We start from the raw sequence: 17,305 nt of genomic DNA, 5'->3' as shown, positions 1-17,305 counted from the left end.
GTGGAGCTCCACACCGACGTCCGTGAGCAGTACCTCGACTTCGCGGCGTACGCCGACGGCTCCCCGTGCCTGCGCGACTGGGCGCTCGCGGTCGCCGACGACGAGGAGCTGCTGGCCTGGCTGGCCGGCCTGCCTCCGCTCGAGCAGCAGCCGAACCTCGTCTTCGCCGCGGCTCGCTGGCACGGGGTGGCCGCGCCCGGCCCCTACGACGGGCTGCGTGCGGCCCTGCTCGCCGACGCGGGAGCGATCAGGGGCACCATCTCGAGCCGGTCGACCCAGACCAACGAGGTGGGCCGGCTCGCGACGCTGGTGCCGTTCCTCGCCGAGCTCGGGCACGACCCGGTGGTGCTCCTCGAGGTGGGGGCCAGCGCCGGCCTGTGCCTCTACCCGGACCGGTGGTCCTACGAGTGGCACACGGCAGCCGGCCCGGTGCGAGCCGGCGAGGGACCCCGGCTGACGTGCGAGGTGACCGGCGAGCTGCCCGCCACATCGGTCCCGGGCGTGGCCTGGCGCGGGGGCGTCGACCTCAACCCGCTCGACGTCACCGACGACGACGCGATGGCCTGGCTCGCCACCCTCGTGTGGCCCGAGCATGAGGAGCGACGCGCGCGGCTGCGGGTCGGCATCGAGGTGGCGCGCCACGACCCGCCGCAGCTGCGCCGGGGCGACCTGCTGGAGCTGCTCCCGGAGCTGGTCGCCGACGCGGCCACCCACGGGCCGGTGGTGGTGTTCCACACCGCGGTCATCGCCTACCTCGAGACCGACGACCGGGCGCGCTTCCACCAGATGATGACCGAGCTCGTGGCCGACGGCCGCTGCCACTGGATCAGCAACGAGGGCAAGCGGGTGCTGCCGGAGGTGACGCGGACCGGGCCCGAGGTCCCCGAGGAAATGGCGACCTTCGTGCTGGGGGTGGACGGCCGGGCCCGGGCGTGGACCCACGGGCACGGTGCGTCGATGACGGTGCTCAGCTGAGACGCAGCACCCGCGGCAGCTCCGTGCGACCGCCGACGTGGAGCTTGCGGTAGGCGTGGGAGAGGTGCCACTCCACCGCCTTCACGGTGACGCCGAGCTGCTCGGCGATGGTGCGGTTGGTCTGGCCGCGGGCCGCGAGCCGGGCCACCCGCAGCTCGGCGTCGCTCAGCCGGGCGACCGCCTCGCTGCGCGGCACGAGCGCGGTCTCGCCCAGGCGCTCGAGCAGGCGGCGGACGCGGGTGTGCAGCGGCCACAGGTCCTCGGCGTCGGCGTAGTCCTCGGCACCGCGCAGCAGCCGGACCGCCTCCTCGCGGGACGCGGGCCCGGGGGTGAGCGCCAGCAGACCGGCGAGGTCGGTGGCGACCTGGGCGACCAGGCGGTCGTGGCCGGCGGCCAGCACCAGGGCCTCCCGCAGTTGCTCGCGCCGGTCGGCGGCAACGCAGACGGCCGCGGCGGTGCGGATCGCCCCCGCGACGGCGTACGCCGACCCGTCGGCGCGGGCCACCTCGAGGTGCTCCTCGGCGAGCTCCTCCGCCTCCTGGCGCCGGCCGAGCCGGATCAGGCTGACCGACGCGCTGGCTCGCCAGGGCAGTGACACCGGGTCCTCGTCGTCCACCGACTGCTTGCCCACCAGCAGGAAGGAGGCGACCGCGTCGTCGTCACGGCCCGTGGCGGCCCACAGCTCGCCCATCGCCATCGCGACCCGTCGCTCGTCGTCACCGGTCCGGTGCGGGGCAGCAGCGAGCCGCTCGGAGACCCGGACCGCGAGCTCCATCTCCCCGCGTGCCATCCGGCACTCCAGCAGGAGGGCGAGCTCCTCGACGTCGGGGTCGGGGTGGGCCTCGAGGATCTCGAGCGCCTCGGTGATGCGGCCCTGTCGGACGATGTCGGCGGTCGACGTCGTCGCGTGCGTGACAGGCATGCGAGGAGGCTAGGAGGCACACCGGTGCCGCGGTGGCGATAGCGCCGAAACTGGTACCGACGGCTCGGGTGTGGTCTGGTCAGGTGCGGCCGCACCAGGCCAGCAACCGCCAGGAGCCGCTGTCGTCCGGTACCCGGGGGGTGGCGCTGACGGGCGAGAGGCACGGGGGTCGCACGGCGCCGTGGGCCCGCGCGACCTCGAGCAGCGGTCGGGCGAGGGCCTCCGGGATCGGCGCCGGCTCACCGGCGGCTTGGCGCAGGTCCCAGCCGTGCACGGTGATCTCCAGCGCCGCCGCACCCAGCACCACCTCGGCCGGCAGCCTGTGGTCGCCGATGTCGACCTCTGCGGCCGGCCGGTCGACCCACCAGCCGAGCAGCGCGCACGCCTTGAGCCGGATCGAGTCGAGCCGGGACTGACCGGGGGTCGGACGCAGTGCCACCTGGCCCGTGGCGGCCTCCGTGTAGGCGTCGAGACCGTCGTCCATGTGGTGCAGCAGCTGCGCCACGGACCAGCCGTGGCACGGCGTGGGCGTGGTCCCCGGCACCGGCTCGACCTGCGCGAGGGCGACCCGGGTCCACGCCAGCGACCGGTCCAGCAGCTCGACGGCGCCCGCGAGCGCCGTCGTCATCGGCCCTGGCCGTCGATCCGGTCGGGTAGCCCGAACCGGGCGAAGATCTCGGCGCCGTGGAACGCGCTGACGTGGCGCACCCGGTCTCCCTCGAGCTCGAGCACCTGCAGCTGGAAGGGCACGAAGTCGCCCTCGGGGCCGCGCATGTAGAGCCCGTACGCCGGCTGGCCGTTGGCCCGGGTGGGCAGCATCGGCATGTCGTGGCTGCCACCGGGGCACTGGGTGGCGATCAGCTCGCCGATCGTGGTGGCCCCGGCGTACCAGCCCGTGAACGGCGGCATCTCCCACGTCGCCTCCGCCGTGAGCAGGCTGACGATGCGGTCGATGTCCTTGTCCCAGAAGGCCTCGACGTACTGCTCGAGCAGCTGGCGCTGGGTGTCGGACAGCTCGCGGTCGACGCTGTCGGCGTCGAGGCGACGCTTGTCGAGCTGGGCGTGGGCGCGTTGCAGGGCGGAGTTGACCGCCACGGCGGTGGTGTCGAGCGCCTCGGCCACCTCGGCCGCCGACCAGCGCAGCACGTCGCGCAGGATCAGCACGGCACGCTGCCGGGCGGGCAGGTGCTGCAGGGCGGCGACGAAGGCGAGCCGGATCGTGTCCTTCTGCTCGACCTGCACCGCGGCATCGGGGATCGGCTCGAGCCACGGGATCTCGGGCTGGGCGTCGAGGGGGTCGGCGGCGTCGACGTCGGTCGTGCCGAGACCGGTCGGCAGCGGCCGTCGCGGACGCCCCTCCAGGTTGGTCAGGCAGACGTTGGTCGCGATCCGGTAGAGCCAGGTCCGGACGCTGGAGCGCCCCTCGAAGTCCGCGCTGGCGCGCCACGCCCGCAGCAGCGTCTCCTGCACCAGGTCCTCGGCCTCGTGGACCGACCCGCTCATCCGGTAGCAGTGGGCCAGCAGCTCCCGCTGGTAGCGCGCGGTCAGCGCGTCGAAGTCCTGCAGCTCACTCGTCGTCACGTCCGCGGTCATGCTCCCCGTCCTCATGGCTGGCTCCTCGGCCTCGTCCAGTCTGCCGTGGGTACCGACCATCGTCACGCGCGGTAGTCATCGGTGCCGGTCGCGGGTGCCGCGCTACCGCGCTGGAGCCACCGCCAGGGCCCGCTCCGCGGCGGGGACCACCAGAGCCCGGTCGGCCGGGACGAGGCCGACGCGGGTACGCCGGTCGAGCAGGTCGGCGACGTCGACCGCCCCCTCGTGGGTGACCCCGAAGACCAGCTCGGCGAGCGTGACCGGCACCCCGGTGGCCACCGGCGCCAGCAGCTCCTCGGTCCCCAGCCCGGTCACCTCCTGCGCCGCGCCGAGGACGAGCCCCGCGTCGGCGCCGTAGCGCCGGACCAGCCGGGGGTGGTCGGTGAGCCGGGCCAGCTCGTCGCGCGGCGCGGCGCCGGCCAGCGGGAGCGACCGCGTGCGGCAGGGCCCCGCCGCGAGACCATGCTCGGCGACCACCCGGTCGACGGCGTCCTCGGCCATCCGGCGATAGGTCGTGAGCTTGCCGCCGACGACGGTGACCATCCCGGTGCGGGAGGTCAGCACCGCGTGCCGTCGCGAGAGGTCGGCGGTCGCGCCGTCGCCCCCGTCGAGGAGCGGGCGGAGCCCGGCGAAGGCCCCCACCACGTCGTCGCGGCGCAGCTCTCGGGCGAAGGCCGCGGAGACCACCTCGAGGAGGAACCGGATCTCCGGCTCGGTCGGCTCCGGGACGTCGGGCACCGGACCGTCGGCGGGCTCGTCGGTGAGCCCGACGTAGAGCGTCCCGTCCGCCTGGGGCAGCACCATCACGAACCTGCTGGTCGACCCCGGCACGGGTGCGGTGACGGCGGTGCGCAGGCCGGGAGCGGCGTCCGCGCGCAGCACCACGTGGGTGCCGCGACTGGGCCGCAGCCGCACGTCGGTGTCGACCTCACCGGCCCAGACCCCGGTGGCGTTGACCACGGCGCGGGCGTCGACGCGGACGGTCGCGCCGCTCAGACCGTCGCGCAGCACCACGGAGCCACCGTCGGCAGCGACCACGCGGGCGCGGGTCCGGACCTCCGCGCCGAGGTCGGCCGCGGTGCGGGCGACGGTGACGACGAGCCGGGCGTCGTCCTCGAGCTGCCCGTCCCAGTAGAGGAGGCCGCCGCGGAGCCCCACCCGCTGCAGCGCGGGAGCCAGCACCAGCGCCTCCGACGCGGAGACCAGACGCGGACGCGGAAGGGTCTTGCTGCTGGTCCGGGCGGCCCGGCGCAACAGGTCACCGGCGGCGACGCCGCCACGTGCGACCAGGGCCTGGGTGCGCGAGACGCTGCCGGTGAGGGGCAGCAGGAACGGCGCGGCCCGGGTGAGGTGGGGGGCGGTGGTCGCGAGCAGCACGCCGCGCTCGACCGCGGACTCGTGGGCCACCCCGACCTGGCCGTGCGCGAGGTAGCGCAGCCCGCCGTGCACCAGCTTGCTGGACCACCGCGAGGTGCCGAAGGCCAGGTCGTGGGCGTCGACCGCCAGCACGGACAGGCCCCGGCTGACGGCGTCGAGGGCGACCCCGGCGCCGGTGATGCCGAGGCCGACCACCACCACGTCGTACGACGCCGCGAGCCCGCCCGCCCCGGCGCTGATCCGCCGGCTCATGGTGCGAGCGCCACCGTCAGGAGGTGACGCAGCTCCTCGTCGAGGTCGGTCTCGGACACCTGGTCGTCGACCATCGTCTGGGCCGACAGCACGAAGCCGTGGCAGGCCAGCAGCAGTCCGCGGGCGATCGTCGCCGGGTCACCGGTGCGGACGGTCCCGTCGGCCTGGCCGGCGGCGACGCGGGCCGCGACCAGCTCGAGGACCGCGTCCTGGGAGCGTCCGCGACGGGCCAGCAGGTAGGGGAGCAGCAGCTCGGGGTCGAGCTCGACGATCCGCAGGAAGAGCTCGTTGTCGCGCAGCGCGCGGACGGTGTCGACCACGGCCGTCACGACGTCGGCGGCAGCGGCCCGCGTGGCCACGACCTCGCCCCACTCGCGCGTCATCAGGTCGCCGAGCAGGGTCGGCATGTCGGGCCAGGCGCGGTAGATCGTCATCCGGCTGACCCCGGCGCGGCGCGCGACCTCGGTCAGGGTCGTCCGGCGCCACCCCACGTCGAGGATGCAGGCGCGGGCGGCGTCCAGGTAGCCGTCGCGGGGGTCGGCCGCCGGGGCGGGGGTGTTACGAAGTGACGCCATGTGTCACACTGTAACGCATGACCGTGGAGATGCACCCCACCCGGTGGGGGGACCCCGAGGCCGTCCGCCCGCTGCCGGACAACGCCCGCGGGCTCGTCGAGATGGCCTTCGGGATCGACGAGCGGCCCGCGGTGGACCAGCCGTCGCTGCCGACGCCGGGGCTCGCCGAGGACCTGCTGACGGGCCTGCGCGACCTGGTCGGCTCCGACCACGTGTTGGTCGACGACGACACCCGTCGCCTCCGCACCCGCGGCAAGTCCACGCCCGACCTGCTCCGGGCCCGGGCCGGCGACCTCGCCGACGCACCGGACGCCGTGGTCCGTCCCGACGGCCACGACGAGGTCGCGGCCGTGCTGGCCTGGGCGGCGGAGCACCGGATCGCCGTGACGCCCTTCGGCGGCGGCACCTGCGTGACGGGCGGCCTCGCCACCCCCTCGTCGGTCAGGGACGGCTACGCCGGCCTGGTCTCGCTCGACCTGGTGCGGATGAAGCGACTGCTCGACGTCGACCCCGTCTCGATGACCGCCACCCTCGAGCCCGGTCTGCGCGGCCCGGAGGCCGAGGCGCTTCTCGCCGAGCACGGCCTGACGCTGGGCCACTACCCGCAGTCCTTCGAGTTCGCCTCCATCGGTGGCTTCGCCGCCACCCGCTCCAGCGGCCAGGCCAGCGCCGGCTACGGCCGGTTCGACGCGATGGTGGTCGGCCTGCGGGCAGCCACGCCCGCGGGCGAGCTGCGGCTCGGCACCGCGCCGGCCACCGCCGCCGGCCCCGACCTGCGCCAGCTGCTCCTCGGCTCCGAGGGTGTCTTCGGTGTCATCACGAGCGTGACCGTGCGGGTGCGCCGGCTCCCGGAGATGACGGCGTACGCCGGCTGGCGGTGGCCCTCGTTCACCGAGGGTGCCGCGGCCCTGCGCACCCTGGCGCAGGCGGGTCTGCTCCCGACGGTGATCCGGCTCTCCGACGAGGCCGAGACCGCGGTCAACCTGGCCCGACCCGAGGAGATCGGCACCACCGAGCCGGGCTGCCTCATGGTCGTCGGGTTCGAGGGGGCCGCCGCGGCGGTGGCGGCGCGCCGCGATGCGGTGACCGCCGTCCTCACCGGTCTCGGGGGCACCGACCTGGGCGCCGGCCCGGGGGAGGCGTGGGCCGATGGCCGCTACCGGGCGCCGTACCTCCGCGACGCCATGCTCGACGTCGGCGTCCTCGTCGAGACCCTCGAGACCGCCGCGTTCTGGTCGCGCCTGGAGGACACCTACGTCGCGGTGAAGGAGGCCCTCGAGGCCTCCCTGGCCGGTGCGATGGTGCTCTGCCACGTCAGCCACGTCTACGAGACGGGGGCCTCGCTCTACTTCACGGTGGCAGCCAAGGAGGCCGAGGACCCGCTGGCCCAGTGGGACGCCGCCAAGCGGGCGGCGTCGGACGCAATGGTCGCCGCCGGCGCGACCATCACCCACCACCACGCGGTCGGCACCGACCACACGCCGTGGCTGACCGACGAGATCGGCCCGGTCGGCGTGCAGGTGCTCCGCGCGGTGAAGGCGTCCCTCGACCCGGCGGGGATCCTCAACCCCGGGGTCCTCATCCCCTGAGACGGTCTGGGTCCTTCCCCGACGCGAACCGCCAGACCAGCACCTCCGTCTCCTCGCGCGCGGCCAGCGTCAGGTCCGGCTCGCCGGTCGCCCGGAGGGCGTCGCCGGCGCCGAGCTCCGCACCGGAGGCCGTCACCGACCCGGTCACGACATGCACGTGGGCCAGTGGCGCGGCCGGCAGCGACAGGGTGCCGTCCGGCAGCAGCCGCACCACCCCGAGGGACGCCCCGGCCACCGCGACCGGCAGCGGCCCGTCCGGTCCCACCAGCGGCACCAGCGAGCCGGGCTCGACCGACACGTCGGCGACCCCGCGCTCCGGGGTGCCGCCCGCCGCGTCGGGCCGCAGCCACGCCTGCACGAACCGGCACCCCTCGGGTCCCGCCACCTCGCGGTGGGTGATGCCGGACCCGGCCGACTGCACGGCCACCTGGCCCGGCCCCAGCCGTGAGACGCCGTCGTGGACCAGCTCGCCGCTGACGACCCACGTCACGATCTCGACGTCGGCGTGCCGGTGGTCCGTGAACCCCGCCCCGGGCTCGAGCGCGTGGTCGTCGTGGCAGGTCAGCGGCCCGAAGCCGAGGTTGCCGGGGTCGTAGTGAGCCCCGAACGAGAAGGCGTGCCACGTCCGGATGCCGGACGACTCGGTGAAGAATCGTGAGGTTCCCCGGCGGACGTCGGTGCCCATGGACCAAGATGATGGCGTGTTCCCGCAACTGCCGGCCGGGTTCCGCTTCGGCACCAGCACCGCGGCCTACCAGATCGAGGGGGCCGCGACTGAGGACGGCAAGGGGCCGAGCATCTGGGACACCTTCGTCTCCAGCCCGGGCCGGATCGCCGACGGCTCGACCGGCGAGGTCGCCAGCGACCACTACCACCGGTACGAGGAGGACGTCGCGCTGCTGCGCCGGCTCGGCGCGGGCGGCTACCGCTTCTCGGTCTCCTGGCCGCGGATCCAGCCGAAGGGGTCGGGGCCGGCCAACCCGCAGGGCCTGGCGTTCTACGACCGCCTGATCGACCGGCTGCTCGAGGCCGAGGTCGCGCCGATGGTGACGCTCTACCACTGGGACCTGCCGCAGGCGCTGCAGGAGGACGGCGGCTGGCTGAACCGCGACACCGTCGAGCGCTTCGCCGAGTACGCCGGCATCGTGGGCGCGGCCTTCGCCGACCGCGTCGAGCACTGGGTCCCGATCAACCAGCCCAACGTGCACACCGTCCAGGGACACGCCGTCGGGGTCCACGCCCCGGGCATGCCCCTGCTCTTCGACTCCCTGTGGGTGGCCCACCACCTGCTGGTGGGTCACGGCCGGGCCGCGAGCGCCCTGCGGGCGGCCGGCGCCGCCAGCATCGGGTGCGCCAACAACCACGCGCCGATCTGGCCGGCCAGCGACAAGGACGCCGACGTGGGCGCCGCCAAGCTCTTCGACACGCTCTGGAACGGCATGTTCCTGGAGTCGATGCTGCTCGGGCGCTACCCCGCCGACGTCGCCCCGCTGATGGAGGACCTGGTGCGGCCGGGCGACCTCGTCACCATCCGGCAGCCCCTCGACTTCTACGGCGTCAACTACTACAACCCGATGAAGGTCGCGGCGGCCCCCGACGAGGCCGAGAACCCGTTCGAGATCCTCGAGCCGCTCGGCCACCCGACCACCGACAACGGCTGGGTGATCGTGCCCGACGCGCTCCGCGAGTGGCTGATCACCTTCCGCGCCCGCTACCGGGCCGCGCTGCCGCCGATCCTCATCACCGAGTCCGGGGGCTGCTTCAACGAGGGGCCCGGACCCGACGGCGTGGTCGACGACCAGCGCCGCATCGACTACCTCGACGCCCACCTGCGCGCTGTCGCGGTGGCCATCGACCGCGGTGTCGACGTCCGCGGCTACTACACCTCCACGCTGCTCGACGGCTTCGAGTGGGCGGAGGGCTTCACCCAGCGCTTCGGGCTGGTCCACGTCGACCCCGACACCCAGGACCGGACCCCGAAGCGCTCCTTCGACTGGTACGCCGGGATGGTGGCCTCGCAGCCGAGCGCCAACTCCCTCAGCGGCCCCTGACGCGCGGCGCAGGTCACGACGGCGGTCAGAGCGCTGCCGCGAGCTCCGTGCCCTGCTGGATCGCCCGCTTGGCGTCGAGCTCGGCGGCCACGTCGGCGCCGCCGATCAGGTGCGACGAGGCGCCGGCCGCCACCAGCTCGTCGTGGAGCGATCGCACCGACTCCTGGCCGGCGCACACGACGACGTGGTCGACCGGCACCAGCTGCGGCTCGCCGTCGACGAGCAGGTGCAGCCCGTCGTCGTCGATGCGCACGTAGGTCGCGCCGCTGACCTGGGTCACCCCCGACTGCCGCAGCACGGCGCGGTGCGCCCAGCCGGAGGTCTTGCCGAGGCCGGTGCCGATGGGGCTGGTCTTCCGCTGCACCAGCGTCACCTCGCGGACCGGCGTGCGCGGCTTGGGCTCCGTCACGCCCCCCGGGTGGACGGCCGGGTCACCGACGCCCCAGTGGGCGAGCCAGTCCTCCTCGGTGTCGGTCGGGTCGTGGGTGAGCCAGTGGGACACGTCGACGCCGATCCCGCCGGCGCCGATCACGGCCACCCGCCGGCCCGGCACCACGGCGCCGGAGAGCACGTCGGCGTACGACGCCACGCTGGGGTGGTCGATGCCGGTGATCTCCGGCATCCGGGGCTCGACGCCGGTCGCCACCACCACCTCGTCGAAGGCGGTCAGGTCGGCCGCCGTCGCCCGGGTGCCGAGCCGGACGTCGACGCCCAGCACCTCGAGCCGGCGGCGGTAGTAGCGCAGCGTGTCGGCGAAGTCCTCCTTGCCGGGGACCGCCTTCGCGAGCCGGAACTGGCCGCCGATCTCGAGGTCGGCCTCGAAGAGCGTCACGACGAAGCCACGCTCGGCCGCGGACACGGCGGCGGCCAGGCCCGCCGGCCCGGCGCCGACGACGGCCACCGAGGCCGCGCGCCGGGTCGGACCCAGCACCAGCGTCGTCTCGTGGCAGGCCCGCGGGTTGACCAGGCAGGAGGCGGTCCGGTTGCTGAAGGTGTGGTCGAGGCACGCCTGGTTGCAGGCGATGCAGGTGTTGATCTCGTCGGCCCGGCCCGACGCCGCCTTGGCGACGATGTCGGGATCGGCGAGGAAGGGCCGTGCCATCGACACCAGGTCGGCCGTGCCCTCGGCGAGCAGCCGCTCGGCGAGCTCGGGGGTGTTGATCCGGTTCGACGCGATGACCGGTACGCCGACGGCCTCCCGCAGCCGGGCGGTGTGGCCGGCCCAGACGCCACGCGGCACCTGGGTGATGATCGTGGGCACCCGCGCCTCGTGCCAGCCGATGCCGGTGTTGAGGGCGGTGACGCCGGCGGCCTCGAGCCGGCCGGCGAGCTCGACGGTCTCCTCCCACGTCTGGCCGCCGTCGACCAGGTCGAGCAGCGAGATCCGGTAGACGACCGGGAAGTCGTCGCCGACCAGCTCGCGGATCCGCTCCACGACGCGGACCGGGAACCGCATCCGCTTCTCGGCCGAGCCGCCCCACTCGTCGGTGCGGTCGTTGGTGCGAGCGGCGAGGAACTGGTTGAGGAGGTAGCCCTCCGACCCCATCACCTCGACCGCGTCGTAGCCCGCCTTCCGCGCGAGCACGACCGACCGGGCGAAGTCGTCGACGGTGCGGTGCACGGCCCGGGTCGACAGCGCCCGTGGCCGGAACGGGGTGATCGGGGACTTCCTCGCGGAGGCGCCGACGACCAGCGGGTGGTAGCCGTAGCGGCCGGCGTGCAGGACCTGCAGCGCGATCGCGCCACCCTCCTCGTGCACCGCGTCGGTGACCTGCTCGTGGCGGGCGGCGTGCAGCCGGTTGGTCATCTCGCCGGCGAACGGCTTGAGCCAGCCACGCTTGTTGACGGCGTACCCGCCGGTGACGATGAGGCCCGCACCGCCCCGGGCGCGCTCGGCGAAATAGGCCGCGAGCCGCGGCAGGTCCCACACCCGGTCCTCCAGCCCGGTGTGCATCGAGCCCATCACCACGCGGTTGCGCAGCCTCAGCGGGCCGAGGGTGATCGGCGCCAGCAGGTGGGGGTAGTCGTTCATGCGCTTCCTTCGGTGGTTGAGGTGCGAGCGGAGCGAGCCTCGAGACCCAGGTAGTCGGTGAGCCAGTCGATCCAGAACTGCTCGAGCCGGATCCCGCCCCGCAGCACGAGGTACTGGTCGCGCTCGGCGCCGGTGAGCGCCGCCGGGTCGGGGTAGTCCTTGGCCAGCTGCTCGTAGTGGGCCAGCCGGGCGTGGTGGTCGGCCAGGCTCGAGCGGACCCCCGCGAGCACGGCCTCGCGGTCGCCGTACGACGCCCCGCGCAGCTTGACGGCGACGTCGCTGCGGAAGGTCTCCATCGGCATCGGCTCGGCCAGCCACGCGGCGAGCACCCGGCGACCCGCGCGCGAGGGTCGGTAGACCCGGGTGTCGGGGCGCCCGTGCTGGGCGACGGTCTCGACGCTCACCCAGCCGTCCGACTCCATCCGCGCCAGGACCCGGTAGATCTGCTGGTGCGTGGCGTGCCAGAAGAAGCCGATCGAGCGGTCGAAGCGCCGGGCCAGCTCGAGCCCGCCGGCGGGTCGCTCGCTGAGCGCGACCAGCAGGGCGTGCTCGAGGGCCATGCACCCAGCCTGCCGCCCTATGCAACTCGTTGCAAGCGCGTGTGGTCCGGGTCACCAGTCCCCGGACCTGCCCGGCGGCCGCGTGGCGCTCTGCCATGCTCGGCGACATGGGCTACGCACTCGGGCAGGGCACCGGGCCGCTGCGTGGCGTGAAGGTGGTCGAGCTCGCCGGCATCGGGCCGGGACCCCACGCGTGCATGCTGCTCGCCGACCTCGGTGCCGACGTCATCCGTGTCGACCGTCCCGGCGGCGGGAGCATGGACGTCGGCAGCCACGACGTGCTCACGCGGGGGCGGCCCAGCGTCGCGATCGACCTCAAGCACGCTGACGGCGTCCGGACCGTGCTCGACCTCGTGGCCGGGGCCGACGCGCTCGTGGAGGGGCTGCGGCCGGGCACCACCGAGCGGCTCGGTCTCGGGCCCGAGGACTGCTGGGAGCACAACCCCCGCCTCGTCTACGGGCGGATGACGGGCTGGGGCCAGGACGGACCGTGGGCCCACGCCGCGGGCCACGACCTCAACTACGTTGCGGTGACCGGCGCGCTCCACGCTTCCGGCCAGGATCCTGCACGGCCCCACTTCCCCGGCAACCTGATCGGCGACTTCGGTGGTGGCTCGACCTACCTGGTGATCGGCGTCCTCGCCGGCCTGCTCGAGGCGCGGACCAGCGGCCGCGGCCAGGTGGTCGATGCCGCGATCGTGGACGGCGTGGCCAGCCTCAACGCCATGGCGACCACCCTGGCCGGTCTGGGGCTCCAGCCCGAGAGCCGGGCCAGCGGCCTGCTCGACGGCGGGACTCCCTACTACGACGTCTACGAGACCGCCGACGGCCGCCACGTCTCGGTGGCCGCCCTCGAGCCGCAGTTCTACGCCGAGCTGCTCCGCCGGCTCGACCTGGTGGACGAGGCGCCGGACCGCGACGACCCCGCCGGGCAGGCGGCGCTGCGCACCCTGCTGGCCGACACCTTCCGGCGGCGGACGCAGGCGGAGTGGGCCGAGGTCTTCGACGCCACGGACGCGTGCGTGGCGCCGGTGCTGCCGCTCAGCGAGGCCGTCCGTCACCCGCACCTGGCCGCCCGCGGCACCTACGTGACCGTCGACGGACTGACCCAGCCCGCCCCGGCACCGCGGTTCAGCCGCACCCGCGCCACCCTGGGACGTCCGCCCGCGACCGCCGGGGCCGACAGCCGCGAGGCGCTGACCGCCTGGGGCGTGCGCGACGTCGATGCCCGGCTCGCCTCCGGTGCCGTGGTGCAGGCATGAAGCCCTTCCTCTTCCTGGGCACCCGGGCCGAGGACGCCGCCGCCGACGACGAGTACGCCGCCGTGCTGCGCTGCGCCGACCTCGACGAGCCCGGCCTGCGGCGGGTGCGGCTCGAGCGGGACGAGCTCGGCACGGTCGACCTCGACGACTGGTCGGGCATCCTCCTGGGCGGCGGACCGTTCAACGTCAGCGACCCCGAGCAGGCGAAGTCGGCGGTGCAGCGCCGGGTCGAGGCCGAGCTGGCGGACGTGGCCCGGCAGGCGGTCGCGGCGGACTTCCCGTTCTTCGGCGCCTGCTACGGCATCGGCGTGCTCGGCAGCCTCCCGGGCGGGCTGGTCGACCGCACCTACGGCGAGCCGATCGGTTGCGTCGAGGTGACCCTGGCCGAGGAGGGGCGGCGCGACCCGCTCTTCGACGGCATGCCCGACGCCTTCTCCGTGTTCCTGGGCCACAAGGAGGCCGTCACCCGCCTGCCCGATGGCGCCGTCGCCCTGGCGAGCTCGACGGCCTGCCCGGTGCAGGCGTTCCGGATCGGGCGCAACGTCTACGCCACCCAGTTCCACCCCGAGCTCGACATCGGCGGCCTCTGCCTGCGGGTCGACGTCTACCGCGACTACGGCTACTTCGAGCCCGAGCAGGCCCGGGACCTCCAGGACATGGCGCGGCGCAGCGTGGTGACGGAGCCGCCGGCGCTGCTGGCCAACTTCGTCGGGAGGTACGCACGGTGACCGAGCACCTCGACGTGCTGATCATCGGAGCCGGGCTGTCCGGCATCGGCGCCGCGGCCCGGCTCGGCCAGGAGCACCCCCACCGCACCTACGCGATCCTCGAGGGTCGCGATGCCACCGGCGGGACCTGGGACCTGTTCCGCTACCCCGGCATCCGCTCCGACTCCGACATGTTCACGATGGGCTACCGGTTCCGGCCCTGGCGCAGCGACCGCGTCCTCGCCGAGGGCGAGGAGATCCTGGGCTACCTGCGCGAGACCGCCCGCGACCACGGCGTCGACGAGCACGTCCGCCTGCAGCACCGGGTCGTCGCGGCCGACTGGGACCACCGGGCCCGTCGGTGGACGGTCACCGCGGAGACCCCCGGGGGGACGACCACCCTCACCACCGACTTCCTGTGGTGCTGTGCCGGCTACTACGACTTCGACGACCCGCACGTGCCCGAGATCCCCGGCCGCGCGGACTTCGGCGGCACCGTCGTGCACCCCCAGCACTGGCCCGACGAGCTCGACACCCGCGGCCGCCGCGTGGTGGTCATCGGCAGCGGCGCGACCGCGGTGACGCTGGTGCCGGCGCTGGCCGAGGCCGGGGCCGCGCAGGTGACCATGCTGCAGCGCTCGCCGACGTACGTGCTGGCCCTGCCGGCCGTCGACCCCGTCGCCCGCTTCCTCGGACGGCTGCTGCCGGAGCGGTGGTCCTACCCCGTGACGCGCTGGAAGAACGTGGCCGCGGCCACCCTCGGCTACCGCGCCAGCCGGAAGTGGCCCCGCCTGGCCAGACGCGTGATCCGCAGCCAGGTCGCCCGGCAGCTCCCGGAGGGCTACCCCGTCGACGTCCACTTCCGACCCACCTACGACCCGTGGGACCAGCGGCTGTGCCTGGTCCCCGACGGTGACCTGTTCCGGGTGATCCGGCGGGGCACGGCCACGGTCGTGACCGACACGATCGAGCGGTTCACCCGAGAGGGCCTGCTGCTCACCTCCGGCGAGGAGCTGACTGCCGACGTGGTCGTCACGGCGACCGGGTTCGACCTCAAGGTGATGGGTGGGGTGGCGCTGAGCGTCGGGGGCGAGCCGGTCGACCTGCGCGAGCGGATGGCCTACCGCGCCCTGATGTTCGCCGGTGTCCCCAACTTCGCCTACACGATCGGCTACACGAACGCCTCGTGGACGCTCAAGGCCGACCTGGTGGCCGACTACGTCTGCCGGCTGCTCCGCCACCTCGACCGAACGGGGAGCCGCACGGTCGTGGCCGTCCCCGACCCCGGGGTCCGGCCGGTCCCGTTCCTCGACTTCGAGGCCGGCTACGTCAAGCGCTCGCTGCACCGGCTGCCGCAGCAGGGTGACCGGGAGCCGTGGCGGCTGCGCCAGAGCTACTTCCACGACCTGCGGACGCTGCGGCGGGGCGACCTCGACGACGGCGTGCTGCGGTTCTCCTGACCCGTTGGGGTCGGGGGGTAGGTTCCGGACATGAGCCAGCAGCGCGACGACCGGCCCTCCGGCGACCAGGAGGACGAGGGCCAGGTCTCCGAGGTCGGGCGTCTCGACGAGACGGTCGCCGGCGGCGCGGACGCCACCGACAAGACCACCGGCATCGCCCCCGACCAGTCCGAGCCCGAGGGCGACGACACGGACGACTGACGGCCGACCCCAGGGTCGGCGACGCACGGGGGCCGGTCGCGGATTCATCCCGGGGGCGCCCGAGGTCCTAGGGTGGTCTCGACGGTCCGACCAGTCTTGCCGCGGACCCGGGCGCCGAGAGGCGCCGCTCACGCAGGTGAGCGAACGCAGCAGCCCCGAGCTGCCGGCCCCGCCTCCCGGCGGAAGCGCGTTGGTGAGACACCAACCGGAAGACACCCCCCGTGACCGTGCAGTCCCTCGACGCCTTCGAGACCCTCGGCGTCCCCTCCGACCTGTCCACCGTGCTCGCCCAGCAGGGCATCACCTCACCCACCCCCATCCAGGCCGCCACGCTCCCGGACTCGCTCGCGGGTCGCGACGTGCTCGGCCGCGGCCGGACCGGTTCCGGCAAGACCTTCGCGTTCCTGCTGCCCCTGGTCGCCCGGCTGTCCACCGACCGCCGGCGGGCGGCTCCTCGCCGCCCCCGCGCGCTGGTGCTGGCCCCGACCCGCGAGCTGGTCGGCCAGATCGAGGCAGCGCTGGCCCCGCTGGCCGAGGCGAGCGGCCTGCGCACCCAGACGGTCTTCGGCGGCGTTGGCCAGAACCCCCAGGTCGCCGGGCTGCGGAAGGGTGCGGACATCGTGCTGGCCTGCCCCGGGCGGCTGGAGGACCTGATCGGCCAGGGCCACTGCGACCTCGGCGCGGTGGAGGTGACGGTGCTCGACGAGGCCGACCACATGGCCGACCTCGGCTTCCTGCCCGCCGTACGTCGCCTGCTCGGCCAGACGCCACGGGGAAGCCAGCGGCTGCTCTTCTCGGCGACGCTGGACCGGGCGATCGACGTGATCGTGCAGCAGTTCCTGCGTGACCCGGTCACCCACGAGGCGGACTCCGCCCAGTCGCCGGTGGCGACCATGTCCCACCACGTGCTGCACGTGAAGCACGAGCAGCGCGTGCCGATCCTGGTCGAGCTCACCAGCGCCCCGGGGCGGACGGTGGTCTTCACGCGGACCAAGCGGGGGGCCAGGACGCTCGCACGTCAGCTGAACAGCCGCGGCGTCCCGAGCGTGGACCTGCACGGCAACCTGAGCCAGAACGCGCGCACGCGCAACCTCGAGGCGTTCCACAGCGGCCGGGCGGAGACCCTCGTCGCCACGGACATCGCAGCGCGTGGCATCCACGTCGACGACGTGGCGCTGGTCGTCCACGCCGACCCGCCGGTCGAGCACAAGGCCTACCTGCACCGCTCCGGTCGGACGGCGCGCGCCGGGGCGGCCGGCACCGTGGTCACCCTCATGACCGACGCCCAGGTGAGGGACGTCCGGAGCCTGGCGCGTCAGGCCGGCATCCGGCCGGTGACCACCAAGGTGAGCGGGCCGGAGCACCCTGTCCTGGCCGAGCTGGCGCCGGGCGAGCGGACGCTGCAGCCCGGGGGCTACGCGCCCGAGGGCGGCCAGGTCTCCCAGGGTCCCGGTACGTCGCGTCGCTCGCCGGGGTCGGGTGGGAAGGCCACGCCGCGCGGGGGCCGCACCGGCAGCACGCGGTCCCGGCGGTCCCGGCGTCGGCGGACATCCGGCTCGGGCGCCGGCGGGGGCCGGACCCAGCAGGGGAGCACCCCCGGTCAGGGGCGCCGTCCGGGGTCCGGCAGCCACAGCGCAGCGTCCTTCTCCCGCGGCAGGTGAGGTTCCCCACCCCGGCGGGTGCATCGGTTCGCCTGTTCGGGTGTGGTGGCGCCGCCGAGGCCACTGCTGGGCTGGAGGTCCATCTACG

At 74.5% G+C, this 17,305-nt stretch carries 16 protein-coding genes; 8 read left to right on the top strand and 8 right to left on the bottom strand.

Translation table 11 applies throughout. From position 1 onward, the window contains the following. Positions 1–975, top strand: coding sequence for a DUF2332 domain-containing protein (locus K6T13_RS16745; protein WP_222895648.1), 975 nt, complete (start codon positions 1–3; stop codon positions 973–975). Here the strand turns inward: K6T13_RS16745 and K6T13_RS16740 are convergent. The 5 genes from K6T13_RS16740 to K6T13_RS16720 all read right to left on the bottom strand — a co-directional run bounded on the left by K6T13_RS16740 (position 968) and on the right by K6T13_RS16720 (position 5,694). Next, positions 968–1,897 (bottom strand): LuxR family transcriptional regulator, encoded by a 930-nt coding sequence (locus K6T13_RS16740; protein WP_222895647.1) that lies wholly within the window; start codon positions 1,895–1,897, stop codon positions 968–970. The genes K6T13_RS16745 and K6T13_RS16740 overlap by 8 nt on opposite strands. Positions 1,898–1,976: 79 nt before the next feature. Beyond that, positions 1,977–2,525 (bottom strand): maleylpyruvate isomerase family mycothiol-dependent enzyme, encoded by a 549-nt coding sequence (locus K6T13_RS16735; RefSeq protein WP_222895646.1) that lies wholly within the window; start codon positions 2,523–2,525, stop codon positions 1,977–1,979. After that, positions 2,522–3,505, bottom strand: coding sequence for a sigma-70 family RNA polymerase sigma factor (locus tag K6T13_RS16730; RefSeq protein WP_249423843.1), 984 nt, complete (start codon positions 3,503–3,505; stop codon positions 2,522–2,524). Before K6T13_RS16730 ends, K6T13_RS16735 begins: the two co-directional genes overlap by 4 nt. 87 nt (positions 3,506–3,592) lie before the next feature. Beyond that, positions 3,593–5,119, bottom strand: coding sequence for a glycerol-3-phosphate dehydrogenase/oxidase (locus tag K6T13_RS16725; RefSeq protein WP_222895645.1), 1,527 nt, complete (start codon positions 5,117–5,119; stop codon positions 3,593–3,595). Beyond that, the gene (locus K6T13_RS16720; RefSeq protein ID WP_222895644.1) at positions 5,116–5,694 is read right to left on the bottom strand and encodes a TetR/AcrR family transcriptional regulator; all 579 of its coding nucleotides are present in this window, start codon (positions 5,692–5,694) and stop codon (positions 5,116–5,118) included. Before K6T13_RS16720 ends, K6T13_RS16725 begins: the two co-directional genes overlap by 4 nt. Before the next feature lie 17 nt (positions 5,695–5,711). Here K6T13_RS16720 and K6T13_RS16715 point away from each other — a divergent pair, with 17 nt between their 5' ends. Next, entirely contained in the window at positions 5,712–7,283 is a 1,572-nt protein-coding gene (locus K6T13_RS16715; protein WP_249423842.1) for an FAD-binding oxidoreductase, read from the top strand. Here K6T13_RS16715 and K6T13_RS16710 read toward each other — a convergent pair. Continuing rightward, positions 7,273–7,968, bottom strand: a complete 696-nt coding sequence (locus tag K6T13_RS16710) for a pirin family protein (protein ID WP_222895643.1) — start codon at positions 7,966–7,968, stop codon at positions 7,273–7,275. The two genes, K6T13_RS16715 and K6T13_RS16710, sit on opposite strands and share 11 nt — an antisense overlap. A gap of 16 nt (positions 7,969–7,984) precedes the next feature. On the opposite strand from K6T13_RS16710, the gene K6T13_RS16705 reads away from it, so the two are divergent. After that, positions 7,985–9,334, top strand: a complete 1,350-nt coding sequence (locus tag K6T13_RS16705) for a GH1 family beta-glucosidase (RefSeq protein ID WP_249423841.1) — start codon at positions 7,985–7,987, stop codon at positions 9,332–9,334. Positions 9,335–9,359: 25 nt separating this feature from the next. On the opposite strand, the gene K6T13_RS16700 is transcribed toward K6T13_RS16705, so the two are convergent. Continuing rightward, a complete protein-coding gene (locus K6T13_RS16700; RefSeq protein WP_222895641.1) occupies positions 9,360–11,366 on the bottom strand; it encodes an NADPH-dependent 2,4-dienoyl-CoA reductase in 2,007 nt (668 codons plus the stop codon). Beyond that, positions 11,363–11,926 (bottom strand): PadR family transcriptional regulator, encoded by a 564-nt coding sequence (locus K6T13_RS16695; protein WP_222895640.1) that lies wholly within the window; start codon positions 11,924–11,926, stop codon positions 11,363–11,365. Before K6T13_RS16695 ends, K6T13_RS16700 begins: the two co-directional genes overlap by 4 nt. Positions 11,927–12,033: 107 nt before the next feature. On the opposite strand from K6T13_RS16695, the gene K6T13_RS16690 reads away from it, so the two are divergent. From K6T13_RS16690 to K6T13_RS16670, 5 genes are all read left to right on the top strand, one after another. Next, positions 12,034–13,188 carry a CaiB/BaiF CoA transferase family protein gene (locus K6T13_RS16690; protein ID WP_222895639.1) on the top strand — a complete coding sequence of 385 codons (1,155 nt, stop codon included), beginning with the start codon at positions 12,034–12,036 and terminating at the stop codon, positions 13,186–13,188. Next, the gene (locus K6T13_RS16685; RefSeq protein WP_222895638.1) at positions 13,185–13,916 is read left to right on the top strand and encodes a glutamine amidotransferase; all 732 of its coding nucleotides are present in this window, start codon (positions 13,185–13,187) and stop codon (positions 13,914–13,916) included. Before K6T13_RS16690 ends, K6T13_RS16685 begins: the two co-directional genes overlap by 4 nt. Further along, on the top strand, positions 13,913–15,355 hold the full coding sequence (locus K6T13_RS16680; RefSeq protein WP_222895637.1) for a flavin-containing monooxygenase: 1,443 nt from the start codon (positions 13,913–13,915) through the stop codon (positions 15,353–15,355). Before K6T13_RS16685 ends, K6T13_RS16680 begins: the two co-directional genes overlap by 4 nt. Before the next feature lie 30 nt (positions 15,356–15,385). Beyond that, positions 15,386–15,556, top strand: coding sequence for a hypothetical protein (locus K6T13_RS16675; protein ID WP_222895636.1), 171 nt, complete (start codon positions 15,386–15,388; stop codon positions 15,554–15,556). A gap of 221 nt (positions 15,557–15,777) precedes the next feature. Next, positions 15,778–17,217, top strand: a complete 1,440-nt coding sequence (locus K6T13_RS16670; protein WP_249423840.1) for a DEAD/DEAH box helicase — start codon at positions 15,778–15,780, stop codon at positions 17,215–17,217. Positions 17,218–17,305 lie beyond the last annotated feature (88 nt).

The sequence above is a fragment of the Nocardioides coralli genome (genome assembly GCF_019880385.1).
GTDB classification, from domain to species: Bacteria; Actinomycetota; Actinomycetes; order Propionibacteriales; family Nocardioidaceae; genus Nocardioides; species Nocardioides coralli.
Note: the sequence above shows the minus strand (reverse complement) of the source record. Positions and strands in the feature narration are given on the sequence as shown.